We start from the raw sequence: 14,160 nt of genomic DNA, 5'->3' as shown, positions 1-14,160 counted from the left end.
GGATCGCCGGTCACGTCGTGGTCCTGAAGGACTCCACGCTCACCGGGGCGTCACCGACCACGACGCGCCTGCGGATCGCCCGTCCGACGCCCTGAACCGGAAGGCCTTCGGCGGGCCTGCCGCCCAGTGCACCACCAGCCCGTGATCCTCCTGCTCCTCCACGGTCACCAGGTCCGTGAGGGGCGGGGGGTCCGGCTCGGCGGTGAGCCGGGCGAGGGCGACGAAGAGCGTGGCCCCCGCGCCCGTGACGCCCTCGAGTTCTTCCGACAGGCCTACGGCCGCGGCCAGTTCGGCCCGTACGCCCTCGCCCGCCGCCCAGCCCGTCACCCGCACCGGCGTTCCCGGAGCCGCTCCCGCGACCAGATGTGCCCGTACCTCGACCGCCCCCTCGGCCACGACCAGGCTGGTCACCGTGATGCCGTCCCGGACCGTGTGCCGGGAGGCGGCCCAGCCGTCGCCGGTGCCGAGCGGCACGATGTCCGTGCGGGCCGGGTCGCCGTCGACGATCACGCTGTTGTCGTACCGGGCCGTGGGTGCCGTCACCGTCGAGTAGGCCAGCCGCGTGTAGTACGGGTCGTAACGGACGTCCTCGCTGCCGTGGTTGTGCAGGCGGACCACGCCGTCCGCGCGCGTCGACTGCAGCAGCCAGTTGGGACCCCGGATCCCCGTCACCGCGTCCCCGCGCTCCACCGGGCCCCGCTGTTCGGTGGCCGTCCACACCGCGTGCTCCGGCGGCAGCAGCAGGCCGAGGAAGCCCTTGCTCGCCCAGTAGGGGGAGGCGGGGCCGGAGTATCCCTGCAGCACCGCCTCGTCGGGGCCGTGCCAGCCGAGGGTCAGCAGGTTCCGCTCGTCGACCGCGCCCCGGTCGAGGAAGTGCTTCAGCGCCCCCGAGGCCAGCCGCCGGGTCTCCCCCGGTGCCAGCGGCGTACGCCCCGTCAGCGCGCCCAGCCACAGCGGGGCCGTCGTCGCGAAACGGTAGGTCAGCGAGCGGCCCTGGCGCATCGGGGCTCCGTCGGCGCCGAACAGGCGGGCGTAGTCGGCGAGGTGGGCCTCGAGGCGGCCGCCGTAGAGGTCGAGCAGAGCGGGGTCGCCGGCCAGCCAGGCGTGCAGCACCGGGTAGAGGTGCATGGCCCAGCCGTTGTAGTGGTCGAACTTGCGGCCGTCGCCGTCGGTGTACCAGCCGTCGCCGACGTACCACTGCTCGATGCGCTCCAGACCCTGGTCGACCGCCTTGCGGGCCGCTTCCGGGCGGTGGCCGATCTCCTCGAGGAAGCCGCCGACGGTGACCGGGAACAGCTCCCAGTTGCACGGCCAGGGTGCGGCGGTGAGGGCGTCGGCGAGCCAGGCCGCCGCCCGCTGCCGTACGCCCTCGTCCAGGCGGTCCCACAGCAGCGGGCGGGTCAGCCGCAGGGCGAGGGCGATCGAGGCGGCCTCGACCAGGGGCTGGCCGCGGTCCTCGATGCGGGGCCAGACGCCCGCGGTGCCCGCGGCGAGCCCCTCGGCGTAGCGGCCGAGCGCGCTCTCGTCACGGCGGAAGGCCGCGAGCAGCAGGGTGCGTGCGTAACCCTCCAGCCCGTCGGAGAGACGGCCGGACCAGCTCTCGCGCTCACCGGGCAGGTGGTACAGCGCCTGGTCGGCGGTGGCGTACGGCTCGACGGCGGCGAGCAGCGCGTCCGCGGCGGCCTCCCAGTGGGCGCGGGTGTAGCCGGTGTGCGGGCTGGACGCACGGTCCTCGGCGGGCAGGTCGATCACGGCGGTGGCGTTTCCTTCCTTGCGCGGTGCCCGGGGCGCCCCGGTTCAGGTCGGGGCGCCCCGGGTCTCTATCCCACCCGCACCTTGCCCCTGGGCACCAGGTGCTGGGCGAGGAGTTCGTCGCGGACGAGTCCCGCGTAGACGGTGGCGCCGTGCGCGGAGGTGTGCGTGTTGTCCCGCTTCTCGTTGTAGAGGTAGATCGCCTTGGAGCCCTCCACGCCGAGCGACTCCACCAGTGCCTTCGTCCGGGCGGTGAGGTCGATCAGCGGGAGGTGCTCGGCGGCGGCCACGGAGCGGATGACGGCGGGGTGGTCGACACCGAGGCCGTTGACCAGCAGGGCGGTGTCGTTGTTCAGGGTGCCGTCGGCGTTGAACCAGCGGCGCACGACGGGCGTGACGAGCACCGGCTCGCCGCCGCGCGCCCGGATGCCGGCGACCAGTGCCTCCAGGTCGGCCCGGTAGGTCGGCTCGTCGGTGGTCTTGTCGTTGTGGGCGAGCTGGACGAGGACCAGGTCACCGCGGTGGATCAGCGGCTGGACGGTGGCCCAGAGCAGGGGGTTCTGCAGATAGGTGACCGTGCTCTCGCCGGAGTCGGCGTAGTTGGCCACGGACAGGCCCTTGCCCAGGTACTGCGGGAGCTGCTGGCCCCAGCCGGAGTACGGGGCGCCGGGCTGGTCGCAGACGGTGGAGTCGCCGATCAGGATGATCTGCCGGGCGATGGGGGTCCCCCCGCGCGAGCGGATTCGAGCGTGGGCGAGGGCGGGGGTGACCCGGATGCCGGCGAGGGCGGGCGCGGAGCCGCCGAGGGCGAGGTCCAGGCCGGGGGTGCCGTCGGGGCCGGTGGGTTCACCCTCGGGGGTGCGGACGTTGACGGTGAAGCTGCGGGTGAGGTGCTCGCCCGCCGCGACGGCGGTCTCCGGCAGCAGTGAGCGGCGGGTCTCACCGCTGATCGCGGTGGCGGAGGCGGCCGGTCCGCCGAGGCGCACGGTCACGTCGTAGGTGCCCGGCGGGACGTCGAAGTGGCAGGCGGTGGCGGTGCAGTGGTCGATGCCCAGGGGTGGGGTCCGGTCGTGCGCCTGAGCGGGTGCGGCCGTCAGCGCACCGCTCAGGGTGACCGCCGCCAGCAGGCCGATGCTGAAACGTCTCACTCGGGCTCCTCCGTCCGCCGACAAGGTGGCGGCTGGACGGTACCCCCAATCTGCAAGCGCTTTCCAGTCCCTGCACGGATTTCCCGAGGCCCTCAACGCTCCACGCGTGAAAGCCCTTTCGCGAAGTCGATTCAACTGTCACCCTGCCAACACCCGCACCCCCACACCGCTTCCGGAGGAGGCACCCCCATGTCCGAAACTCCGAGCCACTCGGTCGGACGCCGTACCTTCGTGCTCGGCGCCGCGGCCGGCGCCGGATCGGCGGCCCTCGCCGGTCCGTTCGCCCCCGCCGCCTCGGCCGCGTCCTTCGGCTGGTCGGACGACGGCTCGAACTACGTCGTCGACACCGGCGCGAGCCTCGTGTTCAAGGTCAGCAAGTCCACCGGCGACCTGACCTCGCTGGTCTACAAGGGCACCGAGTACCAGGGCTACGGCGGCAAGAACTCGCACATCGAGTCCGGCCTCGGCGCGTCGGCCGTCGGCGTCAAGCAGTCGGGCTCGACCGTCCTCGTCTCGGTCACCCACGGCACGCTGCGGCACTACTACGCGGCCCGCAGCGGCGAGAACAACGTCTACCTGTGGACCAACAAGGCCGACGACTCGGTCTCCGCGACCCGCTACATCGTGCGCGTGAAGGCGGGCAGGTTCCTCAACGACGAGCCCGACTCGTACACCTGCGCGCCCACCACCATCGAGTCCGCCGACGTGTTCGCGAAGTCCGACGGCCGGACCCGCTCCAAGCACTACTCCCGGCGGCGCGTCATGGACTACGACTACATCGGCTGGAGCAGTGGCGGAGTCGGCCTGTGGGTCGTGCGCAGCAACCACGAGAAGGCGTCCGGCGGCCCGTTCTACCGCTCCCTGCTGCGCCACCAGAGCGCGGACGGCGGCGGCCTGTACGAGATCCTGTACTACGGCGAGAACCAGACCGAGGCGCAGCGCTTCGGCCTCCAGGGCCCGTACGTCATCGCCTTCACCGACGGCGGCGCCCCCTCCTCGGCGCTGTACCACGGCAACCTCACCACCCCGTGGGCGGACTCGCTCGGCATCGCCGGGTACGTCCCGGCGAGCGGGCGCGGGAAGGTCACGGGCGTCGGGATCGCGGGGCGCGACACGAGCCGGCCGTACACGGTGGGGCTCGCCAACTCCGCCGCGCAGTACTGGGCTTCGGCCCGCTCCTCGGACGGCTACTTCTCCCTCGCGGGCGTGCTGCCGGGGGCGTACACGCTGACCGTGCACAAGGGTGAGCTGGCCGTGTACAGCACCTCGGTGAGCGTGTCCGCGGGCGGGACGACGACCCTGAACACCCTCACGATCCCGTCCTCCAACGACCCGTCGCACGCGAGCGCGATCTGGCGGATCGGCGACTGGGACGGCACACCGGGCGGGCTCAAGAACGCGGACCTGATGACGTACGCGCACCCCTCGGACGTCCGGGCCGCGTCCTGGACCGGCAACGTGGTGATCGGCAGCGGCAGCGAGACCTCCGCCTTTCCCTGCTACCTGTGGAAGGACGTCAACAGCGGCCTCGTCGTGTACTTCCGGCTGACGGCCGCCCAGGCCGCCGCCGCGCACACCCTGCGCATCGGTGTGACGACGGCGTACGCCAACGGCCGCCCGCAGGTGGTCGTCAACGACACCTGGACGTCCGCCGTTCCCTCCCCGCCCGCCCAGCCGAGCACCCGGTCGCTGACCGTGGGCTCGTACCGGGGCAACAACCACACGTTCACCTACAGCGTCCCGGCCTCCGCCTGGCTGACGGACGCCGGCGCCTACAACACGCTGAAGATCCATGTGGTGAGCGGTTCGGGGACGACGTCCTATCTGAGCGCGGGCACCTCGATCGACGCGATCGACCTGCTGGCCTGACTCGTCTCCCGCGCGTGGGGCTGTCGGGCAGGTCGTGATCGCGGTGGCGATTTCTCCCGGGAGCGTGATCCGGCGCGAATTTCTTATCGGTGCGCCGGCCGCTCCGTCTCCGAGGCGTGCGCAGCCATCTCTCCAGTTGAAGCTCGCCGACACCGTCCACCGGATGACCTACCGGGGCGGCGACGGCAACGACGTCGTCCTCACCGCCACCTCCGGCCGCGCGACGGCGAAGGCCGCCCCCGCCGCGTCCTCGCCCGGCCCACGGAACATCGGCACCCACAGCGCGAGCAGCGAGTCCGACGGCTTCGGCTGGTGGCCGTACGCCCTCGCGGCCGGTCTGCTGTGCGCCCTGGCGTTCCCCATGACCCGGCGCAGGCGCCGCCCCGGCACCGGACGCCGCCGGGGCGGGCGGCACGCGGCGCACGGCGTGGACTAGCGTCATGACATGAGCAGCGGCAACACCACCTCCCCCAGCCTCGCCGAAGCACTCGCCGCCGGAACGCTGGTACTCGACGGCGGCATGTCCAACCAGCTCGAGTCGGCCGGGCACGACCTGAGCGACGAGCTGTGGTCGGCGCGGCTGCTCGCCGAGCGGCCCGAGGCCGTCACCGAGGCCCACCTCGCCTACTTCACGGCGGGCGCCGACGTGGCGATCACCGCCAGCTACCAGGCCACCTTCGAGGGGTTCGCCCGGCGCGGCATCGGCCGCGCGGAGGCGGAGCGGCTGCTGGCGCTGAGCGTGGACCTGGCCCGTGAGGCGGCCCGGCGGGCGCGGGAGACCGGGGCCGCCCGGCCGCTGTGGGTGGCGGCGTCGGTCGGGCCGTACGGGGCGATGCTCGCGGACGGGTCCGAGTACCGGGGCCGGTACGGGCTGAGCGTGGCGGAGCTGGAGCGGTTCCACCGGCCCCGCATGGAGGTGCTGGCCGCCGCCGCGCCCGACGTGCTGGCGCTGGAGACCGTGCCGGACGCGCAGGAGGCTCAGGCGCTGCTGCGGGCGGTGCGGGGGCTGGGGGTGCCGGCGTGGCTGTCGTACACCGTCGAGGGGCGGCACACACGGGCGGGGCAGCCGCTGTCGGAGGCGTTCGCGCCGGCCGCCGAGGTGGACGAGGTCGTCGCCGTGGGGGTGAACTGCTGTGCGCCGGAGGATGTGGAGTATGCGGTCGGCGTCGCCGCGGAGGTGACCGGCAAGCCGGTCGTCGTCTACCCGAACAGTGGGGAGGCGTGGGACGCGGGGGCTCGGGCCTGGCGGGGGCGGAGCACCTTCGAGGCCGGGCAGGTGCGGGGGTGGGTGGCAGCGGGGGCCCGGTTGGTGGGGGGTTGTTGCCGGGTGGGGCCCGAGGGGATCGCCTCCCTCGCTCGGGCGGTGTGAGCAGCGGAGCGGAGCCGCGCACCGGCTGGGACGTGTCGCCGGCGGGCTACGACGGCCTCCCGTTCGCCCGTGACCTGGGCCCGGCCCCGACCACCGTGCACGTGCCGTACGAGGAGCGGGGCCGGCCGGCGGTGCGGACGGCTCTGGGGCACACCGCCGACTCGGCCGAAGAGCATCTGCTGCTGGGCACGCATGTGGTGGTGCGGGACTCGGTGGCGGCGGTGGCCGGCTGAGTCAGCGGCGCCTGGCTCCCACGGTGCGGCGCAGGCGCCGTACCGCCGAGGCGAGTTCCGCTCCCGGGGCGCGGATGTCGGCGGCGGCCGGTTCCGGGACCGCGGCGGCCGGCCAGAGGGCGAACTCCGCGTCCCGGGGACCGTGCGCGGTGTACGGCGCACCGTCGCCGAAGATCCGTACCGGGTGCGAGGCGTCCCAGGCCGGCCAGCCGGGGTCCCCGGTCTCCGCGAACCGGACCCAGGCCCCGTGCATCGCGTCGGCGAGTTCCTGCGGGGCGCCCTCGCCGGCCAGCCGGGTCGACTCCGGAACCTCGCCGGAGTCGAAGACGAACCCGAGTTCGAGGGCATGGCAGGAACCGAGGTCCGGGCGGCGGGACGGCCAGGCGAACTCGTAGAGGTGGCTGCCGGCGGGCCGGGCGTCGGCGAGCCGCCGCAGGGGGATCCGGAGGAGGTGGTCGGTGACCATCTGTCCGACGATCTCGGCGGTGCCGGCGTCGGGGTGGAGGGTGCGGTAGCCGCGCGGCACCTCGGCGCCGGCGTGGCAGCGGGCCATGGCGCCGGCCAGGGCGACCGGGCCGAGCCGGTCGACGCGCTCGAGCAGCCCGCCGGGCACCAGCCACAGCCGGTACTCGTCCCGGGTCCAGCCCATGAGCAGCGGGACGTCCCGCGCGGCCCCGCCCTCGGTCAGGGCCCTGAGCGGGTCGCGGGGCACGAGGTCGCCGTCGACGACGATGCCGAAGGCGGGGCCGCCCAGCACGGGGCTGCTGAGCCGGCCGATCTCCGCCTGGGTGCGCAGCAGCAGGTCGCGGTCGACGGCGGCGAAGGCCTCGGCGGTGGCGGGGATCTTCAGCCGCGCGGCCATGCGGCGCACCATCCGCCGTACCTTGTCGCGCTCCGAGACCTCCGGCGGGCCGCTCTGCAGCACCGCCCGCCGGATCAGGCCCTGGGTCTGGGGTGCGGCGAGCAGGACGCCGGTGCTGATGGCGCCGGCCGACTGTCCGCACAGGGTGATGCGGTCCGGGTCGCCGCCGAAGGCCGCTATCGCCTCGTGGACCCATCGCAGGGCGGCGAACTGGTCGCGCAGGCCGGGGTTGGGCGGCGCGTCCGGGAACAGTCCGTAGCCCTCCACCCCCAGTCGGTAGTTGACCGAGACGAAGACGACCCCGTCCCGGGCGAAAGTACGGCCGTCGTACACCGGAACGGCGGAGGAACCCCTGGTCAGGGCGCCGCCGTGAAGCCAGACCAGGACGGGGAGCCGGGCGCCGCGGCCCGGCTCGGGGGTCCATACGTTGAGGTTGAGGCAGTCGTCACCGGGGACGACCGGGTCGGACAGATACTGGGCGAACGCCTCGGAGTACGGCGGTTTCGGCGCCGTCGGCCCGAACGCGCCGGCCTCGCGCACTCCGTCCCAGGGCTCGGGCGCCCCGGGCGGGCGGAACCGCCGGGGGCCGAAGGGCGGCGCGGCGTACGGGATGCCGCGGAACACCGCGATCCCCCGCTCGTAGCGGCCGCGTACGGCCCCGTGCGGCGTTCTGACCACGGGGCCCGTCCGGTCTGCCGTCATCGCCCACCAGCCCTTCGCCGAGCTCGTGCACCGTCTCTTCAAGAGCGCTGCGTCGCCCTTGTATATTCCCGTGCACAAACCGGGCCGGCGGCCGGACGGCTCAGGCCGTCCCTGCCGGTGGACGAGCCGCGTGACGTCGTCGATCGGCGGCGGGGCTGCTGCTCTGGTACAGCACGGCGGCGTATTGCGCACTGGACCTGACCTGGGCGGAGGCCGGGGGCGGGGGCCGGCACGGCCGGCAGTGGCGGGCGGCGGCCGGACCGTGCTCAGCCTGGTGACGCACGACGAGGACGAGACGCATCTCGTGGCGGACGGCGAGGCGCGGTTCTGGTACGTCGCCGCCGGCACCCGCGTCCCGGTCGGCCCGCTCCTGGACGTCACCCGGCTCTCCGACGACCACGGCACCCGGCTCCGCTTCACCGGCGCGAGGGCCGCGATCCACGCCGTCGATCCGGTGGACGCCTCGTTCACCGCCGACTTCACCGGATTTCGGCTCGTCTGCACCCCGAGTGAGCGGTGACGCCACCTCACCTCCCCGCCGCTGTTCGGAGTTTCGAAAGCACGGCCCGCCCGGATCCCGCGAATTCCCATGTCTTCCCGACGTCTTGAGGCGCATCTATCGTAGGAAGCGCTTTCTGCATGATCGGTGCGAAGGACGCAGAGGCAGCGTTGGTCGCAACTTTCGATGGCCCACGGGCGGGCCGGAGAGGCGGGTTTTCCATGGTCCGTGCGGGGAGTGCGAGCGTGACGGCCGGGCCGACGCTGGCGGTGGTGGCCCGCGAGGCGGGCGTGTCGGTGCCGACCGCGTCGAAGGTCGTCAACGGCCGGGAGGACGTGGCTCCCGAGACCCGCCGCCGGGTCACGGAGGCGCTCGACCGGCTCGGCTACGTGCGCAGACCCCGCTTCGACGCGGCGAAGGCGCCGGGCCTGGTGGACCTGGTGGTCCACTCGTTGGAGAGCTCCTGGTCGGGCGCGGTGCTGCACGGCGTGGAGGAGGCGGCGTACGAGGCGGGCCTGGAGGTGGTCGTCTCGGCCGGCCTCAACCGCGCCCGGGGCGACCGGCCGGAGCGCGGCTGGCTCGACAAGCTGACGGCACGCGGCTCCTCGGGCGTGCTGTTCAACCTGGCGGAGCTGTCCCCGGCGCAGTACTCCTGGCTGGAGCACCACCGCATCCCGTACGTGATGATCGACCCGGGGCACGAACCCCCGGCGGGCGTCGTGTCGGTGGGGGCCGCCAACTGGCAGGGCGGGGTGAGCGCGACCGAACACCTGCTGGGGCTCGGGCACGAGCGGATCGCGGTGATCGCCGGGCACCGGCGCAAGATGTGCAGCAGCGCGCGGGTGGCGGGCTACCGCTCGGCGCTCGCCTCGGCCGGGCTGCGGCACCGCGCCGAGTACGTGCGGTACGCGGGGTTCGACGAGAAGACGGCCCGGCTGCGCATGCACGAGCTGCTGGATCTGCCCGAGCCGCCGACGGCGGTGTTCGTCTGCTCGGACCGCATGGCGCTCGGTGTCTGCACGGCGCTCGCCGAGCGGAGCCTGCGGGTGCCGGACGACCTCAGCGTGGTCGGCTTCGACGACCTGCCCGAGGCCCGCTGGGTCGCCCCGGCACTGACCACGGTCCGCCAGCCGCTGTCGGAGATGGCGGCGACGGCCTTCAGACTGCTGGTGCGGATGATGAACGGCGAACGCCCGGAGAGCACCCGGACCGAACTGTCGACCCGCCTGATACGCCGAGCCAGCACGGCGGCGCCGCCCCCCGGCCGTTGAGGCCCCCTCCCACCACGGCGGCGGCCGGCACCTCCCGCACGGGGTGGCCGGCCGCCGCCTGCTGAAGTCCGCCTCAGTCCTCTCCGGGTCAGTCGGCGGAGCCGACCAACGCCTCCACCACGTCGACGGCGCTGCCGTCGTGGTCGCTGCCGGCGGTACCGCTGCCGGTCTGGACGTTGGCCGTGCGGTCGACCTCGAGGATCGAGTCCGCCCGCGAGTTGTCGATGACGGTGATCAGGCTGCCGGTCGCGGCCGCGGACCCGGCACCGGCGGTCAGCAGCGCCGCGGCCACCGCGAGGACGGCACCGGTCCCCCGGGCACCGCCCGGGGTGCGCCCGTCGGCCCGCGTCACACGCCCACGCCCTCGGGCGTCAGCCGCTCGGGCGCGATGTTGCGCTCCAGCAGGCTGGTCGACGCCGCCACCCCGACCCCGCGCGCCGGATCCACGTGCGGCAGCCGGCCGTCGGCGGACTTGAGTTCGGCGAGCGCGGAGTCCATCGCCTCATGGGCGGCGAACAGACAGGGTGTGCTGTAGATCGCCACGTCCACCCCCAGGTCGGAGAGTTCGCCGAGCGACAGCCGGGGCGACTTGCCCCCGGCGATCTGGTTGAACAGCAGCGGCTTGTCCCCGACGACCTCGCGGATCCGCTTGATCCAGGCCACGCTGCGCACCCCGTCGACCAGCACCACATCGGCGTCGGTCGCGGCGAGCCGCTCCGCGCGGTGCAGGATGTCGTGCTCGTCGGTGGCGTCCGTACGGGCGACGACCACCAGGTCCTTGCGCGTCTGCAGCACCCGGTGCAGCTTCTCCAGGTACTCCTCCAGCGGCAGCACCTGCTTGCCGTCGGCGTGCCCGCAGCGCCGGGGCCGCTTCTGGTCCTCCAGGATCACCCCGGAGGCACCGATCCGCTCCAGGCCCTCGACGACGTGACAGGCGACCTCGGGATCGACGTACCCGTCGTCGATGTCGACCAGCAGATGGTGGTGCGGGAACGCGCCCCGCAGCCGCTGGACGAAGGCCACCATGTCCGGCCAGGCGATGAAACCGATGTCCGGCAGGCCGTAGTACGAGGCCGCGAAGCCGAAGCCCGAGACGAACATCCCGTCGTAGTGCTTGGCCGCGATCGACGCCGAGTACATGTCGTACACGCCGATCAGCGGTGTGGTCCCGGGCCCGGCGATCCGCTCGCGCAGCTTCTTCCCGTAAGTCAAGGTCCGGCTCCTTCTGTGGGTGGGTGACGCGGGGCGGGATCGGGGCCGCCGCGTCTCGACGCCCTTTGCCAAGCCAAGAGCATTCCCGGGTACGCACGTGACCGGCGAATTACGCGAGCTTTACTCACTCCGATGGCCGAACGGGTTCACCGCAGAAACGTCACTCGGACATCCGCGCCGCCCAGGCCAGACCCCCGCTCAGGTGGGCGAGGAAGTCGGGATCACGGTAGGCGCCGGCGGCGTGCCCGAGGGCCGTGTAGAACACCCGTCCGTCCCCCTGCCGGCGGCACCAGGCCGGCGGGTGGTCCTCCCCCATCCCGCCGCCCTCGTACGACGCCTCGTCCGCGCGCAGCAGCACCCGTGCCCGGCCGCGCGGGCCGGCGTCGAAGTCGTACCACTCGTCCGTGAAGTCCCGGACGGCGGGCAACCGCCGGGTCGCGGGGTGCTCGGAGTCCGCCACGACGGCCTTGCCGGGCTGGAAGGCCGGGTGCCGTACGAAGCGGGCGCCGAGGAGTTCGCCATGGTACGGCCGGCCGTACTCGGTGCAGGCCGCCGCGTGCACGCCCGCGAAGCCGCCGCCCGACTCCACGTACCCGGCGAGCCGCCCGCGCCCTTCGAGTGTCAGCACGTCACCGCTGGTGGAGAGGAAGACGACGGCCGCGAACCCGTCGAGCGCCCGCTCGAGGTCCGCCGGGTCCTCGCTGTGCTCGACGGCGAACCGCCCCAGCCCGCGTACGGCGTCGACGGCGGCCGGGATGGAGTCGTGGCGGTAGCCGGTGGTGCGGGTGAAGACGAGCAGCCGGGGAGTCATGCGCCCGAGTCTCGCCGCTCACCGGGCGGCAGTCACGCGTGTGCGTCCTCCGGCGGCGGCCGGAGGAACGGGGTCGGTGAACCGGGTCAGGGACCGGTGAGCACGACGAGTTGCCGAGTCGCCCGGGTCATCGCCACATAGTGGTCGACCGCCCCCTCGACGCCCTCGCCGAACATCTGCGGGTCGACGAGAACGACCAGGTCGAACTCGAGCCCCTTCGACAGCTCCGGGGTGAGCGAGCGGACGCGCGGCGTCTCCCGGAAAGCGGGGTCGCCGATGACGCAGGCGATGCCCTCGGCGTGCGCGGCGAGCCAGGTGCCGAGGATCTCGTCCCGGTCCGCGAGCGGACGGTGAAGGACGGGGACCTGGCCCTTGCGGATGGAGGTCGGCACGTTGGCGTCCGGCAGCGCGGCCCGGATGACCGGCTCGGCCTCCGCCATGATCTCCTCGGGCGTCCGATAGTTGACGGTCAGCGAGGCCACCTCGATCCGGTCGAGCCCGATCCGCTCGAGCCGCTCCCGCCACGACTCCGTGAACCCGTGCCGGGCCTGGGCGCGGTCGCCGACGATGGTGAAGCTGCGGGACGGGCAGCGCTGCAGCAGCATCTGCCACTCCGCGTCGGTCAGTTCCTGGGCCTCGTCCACGACGATGTGTGCGAACGGGCCGGCGAGCAGGTCGGGTTCGCCGGCGGGCAGCGCGTCCGCGTCGACCAGGCTGTTCTGCAGATCCTGTCCGGTCAGCATCGTCATCAGCATGCCTTCCCAGTCGTCGTCGGTCCTGAGCAGGTTCTCGGTGACCTGCGCCCGGTAGGCGCGTTCGGCGGCGACGGAGGCCTCCCGCCGGCGCCTGCGCCGGGACGCTTCCGGGTCGCCGAGCCGCTGCCGCGCCGCGTCCAGGAGCGGCAGGTCGGACACCGTCCAGGCCTGCGGCTCGGCGCGCTGCAGCCTGCGCACCTCCTCGCGGCCGAGCCAGGGAGCGCACATCCGCAGGTAGGCGGGCACCGACCACAGGTCGCCGACGAGGTCGGCCGCTTCGAGCAGCGGCCAGGCCCGGTGCAGGGTCTCGGTCAACTCCCTGTCCCGCAGCAGCGATCCGCGGAACTGCTCGACCGTGACGTCACTGCCGTCGTCGGCGCGGTCGTACTTGTCCCACAGGATGGTGACCAGTTCCTCCCGGATCTGGTCGCGTGCCTCGTTGTGCGGCGTGCTCGGGCCCGGTGCCCGGAAGGCCTCGGCCCAGTCCTCGGCACTCAGCCGAAGCTCGCACCAGTCGGTCGTGACCGTCGTCGCCTCGGCGGGCGGCTCCTCGTAGAACCGGACGGCGGTCTCGATCGCCCTCACCAGATCGGCGGACGACTTCAGGCGGGCCACCTCCGGGTCGGTCTCGGCCGTCGCCGCGGCCCCCTCGGCGACGAGGTCCCGCAGGATGCAGGTCTGCACGCCCTCCTCGCCGAGGCTGGGCAGGACGTCGGACACGTAGTTCAGGTAGGGCCGGTGCGGCCCGACGAACAGCACGCCGCCGCGCCGGTGGCCGAGGCGCGGGTCGGAGTACAGCAGGTGGGCGGTGCGGTGCAGGGCGACGACCGTCTTGCCGGTGCCCGGGCCGCCGTCGACGACGAGCGCGCCGCGCGACCCCGCCCGGATGACGGCGTCCTGGTCTGCCTGGATGGTGGCGAGCACGTCGCGCATCCGGGCCGACCGGTTGCCGCCCAGACTGGCGATGAAGGCGGACTGGTCGTCGAGCGCGGCGTGCCCGTCGAGCGCGTCGGCGGTGAACACCTCGTCCCAGTAGTCGCCGATCCGGCCGTCGGTCCAGCGGTACCTGCGGCGGCTGGCGAGGCCCATCGGGTCGGCGTGGGTCGCCCCGAAGAACGGTGCGGCAGCCGGGGACCGCCAGTCGAGCAGCAGCCGGCGCCCCTCGCTGTCGGTGAGACCGAGCCGGCCGATGTACAGCGGCTCGGGGTCGTCGGCGCGGACCATGCGTCCGAGGCACAGGTCCAGGCCGAAGCGGCGCAGGGTGCGCAGACGGGCGGTCAGCCGGTGCGCTTCCAGGTCCCGGTCCATCGCCTCCTGGCCCTTGCCGCCGGGCGCCTTGAGCGCGGCTTCGAGGCGGGCGGACAGGTCGGTGACGGACTGCTCGAGGCACTGCGCGAGGGCCGCGAAGTGCCGCTCGTCGCCGGCGATCAGCACCGGGTCGGCCTTGCGGGAGAGACGGTCGGGAAGGTCGAACGCGCCGGCGGTCAGGGGCTTCACGTCATCGACTCCGCTCGAAAACCACATGTAGGGATGACACTCGCATTTCTGCCGGTTCCTGGCTCGGGCCGACGATTGTGCAGCACAACGGGGGCCTTGCGGCAAGGCCCCCCGTGCGCTATACGTTGAGAGTGGCAAGGAGTGGGCGAACTCCTTGCCTTCACTGTTTCCGCCCACCTG

At 73.4% G+C, this 14,160-nt stretch carries 13 protein-coding genes; 6 read left to right on the top strand and 7 right to left on the bottom strand.

The window, feature by feature from the left end:
- Positions 1-39 precede the first annotated feature (39 nt).
- The gene (locus tag ACZ404_RS12425; RefSeq protein WP_468438998.1) at positions 40-1,749 is read right to left on the bottom strand and encodes a DUF2264 domain-containing protein; all 1,710 of its coding nucleotides are present in this window, start codon (positions 1,747-1,749) and stop codon (positions 40-42) included.
- Positions 1,750-1,820: 71 nt separating this feature from the next.
- The gene (locus ACZ404_RS12420) at positions 1,821-2,900 is read right to left on the bottom strand and encodes a rhamnogalacturonan acetylesterase (RefSeq protein WP_468438795.1); all 1,080 of its coding nucleotides are present in this window, start codon (positions 2,898-2,900) and stop codon (positions 1,821-1,823) included.
- A 189-nt stretch (positions 2,901-3,089) separates the two neighbouring features.
- On the opposite strand from ACZ404_RS12420, the gene ACZ404_RS12415 reads away from it, so the two are divergent.
- The 4 genes from ACZ404_RS12415 to ACZ404_RS12400 all read left to right on the top strand — a co-directional run bounded on the left by ACZ404_RS12415 (position 3,090) and on the right by ACZ404_RS12400 (position 6,371).
- Positions 3,090-4,769 carry a rhamnogalacturonan lyase B N-terminal domain-containing protein gene (locus tag ACZ404_RS12415; RefSeq protein WP_468438793.1) on the top strand — a complete coding sequence of 560 codons (1,680 nt, stop codon included), beginning with the start codon at positions 3,090-3,092 and terminating at the stop codon, positions 4,767-4,769.
- A 136-nt stretch (positions 4,770-4,905) separates the two neighbouring features.
- Positions 4,906-5,205 carry a hypothetical protein gene (locus tag ACZ404_RS12410; RefSeq protein WP_468438791.1) on the top strand — a complete coding sequence of 100 codons (300 nt, stop codon included), beginning with the start codon at positions 4,906-4,908 and terminating at the stop codon, positions 5,203-5,205.
- A 9-nt stretch (positions 5,206-5,214) separates the two neighbouring features.
- Positions 5,215-6,138, top strand: coding sequence for a homocysteine S-methyltransferase (mmuM, locus tag ACZ404_RS12405; protein WP_468438789.1), 924 nt, complete (start codon positions 5,215-5,217; stop codon positions 6,136-6,138).
- On the top strand, positions 6,135-6,371 hold the full coding sequence (locus ACZ404_RS12400) for a substrate-binding domain-containing protein (RefSeq protein ID WP_468438787.1): 237 nt from the start codon (positions 6,135-6,137) through the stop codon (positions 6,369-6,371). Before mmuM ends, ACZ404_RS12400 begins: the two co-directional genes overlap by 4 nt.
- Position 6,372: 1 nt before the next feature.
- On the opposite strand, the gene ACZ404_RS12395 is transcribed toward ACZ404_RS12400, so the two are convergent.
- Entirely contained in the window at positions 6,373-7,935 is a 1,563-nt protein-coding gene (locus tag ACZ404_RS12395) for a carboxylesterase/lipase family protein (RefSeq protein ID WP_468438785.1), read from the bottom strand.
- 274 nt (positions 7,936-8,209) lie between these two features.
- Between ACZ404_RS12395 and ACZ404_RS12390 the strand changes: the two genes are divergently transcribed.
- Positions 8,210-8,455, top strand: coding sequence for a beta-xylosidase family glycoside hydrolase (locus ACZ404_RS12390; RefSeq protein ID WP_468438783.1), 246 nt, complete (start codon positions 8,210-8,212; stop codon positions 8,453-8,455).
- 200 nt (positions 8,456-8,655) lie between these two features.
- The gene (locus ACZ404_RS12385) at positions 8,656-9,705 is read left to right on the top strand and encodes a LacI family DNA-binding transcriptional regulator (protein WP_468438781.1); all 1,050 of its coding nucleotides are present in this window, start codon (positions 8,656-8,658) and stop codon (positions 9,703-9,705) included.
- 88 nt (positions 9,706-9,793) lie between these two features.
- Here ACZ404_RS12385 and ACZ404_RS12380 read toward each other — a convergent pair whose 3' ends face one another.
- The 4 genes from ACZ404_RS12380 to helR form a co-directional block, all read right to left on the bottom strand.
- Positions 9,794-10,057, bottom strand: a complete 264-nt coding sequence (locus tag ACZ404_RS12380) for a hypothetical protein (RefSeq protein ID WP_468438779.1) — start codon at positions 10,055-10,057, stop codon at positions 9,794-9,796.
- The gene (locus tag ACZ404_RS12375; RefSeq protein ID WP_468438777.1) at positions 10,054-10,917 is read right to left on the bottom strand and encodes an isocitrate lyase/PEP mutase family protein; all 864 of its coding nucleotides are present in this window, start codon (positions 10,915-10,917) and stop codon (positions 10,054-10,056) included. The genes ACZ404_RS12380 and ACZ404_RS12375 overlap by 4 nt, the downstream gene beginning before the upstream one ends.
- 160 nt (positions 10,918-11,077) lie before the next feature.
- A complete protein-coding gene (locus ACZ404_RS12370) occupies positions 11,078-11,728 on the bottom strand; it encodes a ThuA domain-containing protein (RefSeq protein WP_468438775.1) in 651 nt (216 codons plus the stop codon).
- Positions 11,729-11,814: 86 nt separating this feature from the next.
- Positions 11,815-13,980, bottom strand: a complete 2,166-nt coding sequence (helR, locus tag ACZ404_RS12365) for an RNA polymerase recycling motor ATPase HelR (RefSeq protein ID WP_468438773.1) — start codon at positions 13,978-13,980, stop codon at positions 11,815-11,817.
- Between the last annotated feature and the right edge of the window lie 180 nt (positions 13,981-14,160).

The organism is Streptomyces sp. NPDC030798, assembly GCF_055572275.1.
Note: the sequence above shows the minus strand (reverse complement) of the source record. Positions and strands in the feature narration are given on the sequence as shown.

Coding starts and splice junctions, on each gene's coding strand:
- ACZ404_RS12370 (WP_468438775.1), bottom strand. CDS start 11,728: ATGACTCCCCGGCTGCTCGTCTTCACCCGCACCACCGGCTACCGCCAC.
- mmuM (WP_468438789.1), top strand. CDS start 5,215: ATGAGCAGCGGCAACACCACCTCCCCCAGCCTCGCCGAAGCACTCGCC.
- ACZ404_RS12415 (WP_468438793.1), top strand. CDS start 3,090: ATGTCCGAAACTCCGAGCCACTCGGTCGGACGCCGTACCTTCGTGCTC.
- ACZ404_RS12395 (WP_468438785.1), bottom strand. CDS start 7,935: ATGACGGCAGACCGGACGGGCCCCGTGGTCAGAACGCCGCACGGGGCC.
- ACZ404_RS12385 (WP_468438781.1), top strand. CDS start 8,656: ATGGTCCGTGCGGGGAGTGCGAGCGTGACGGCCGGGCCGACGCTGGCG.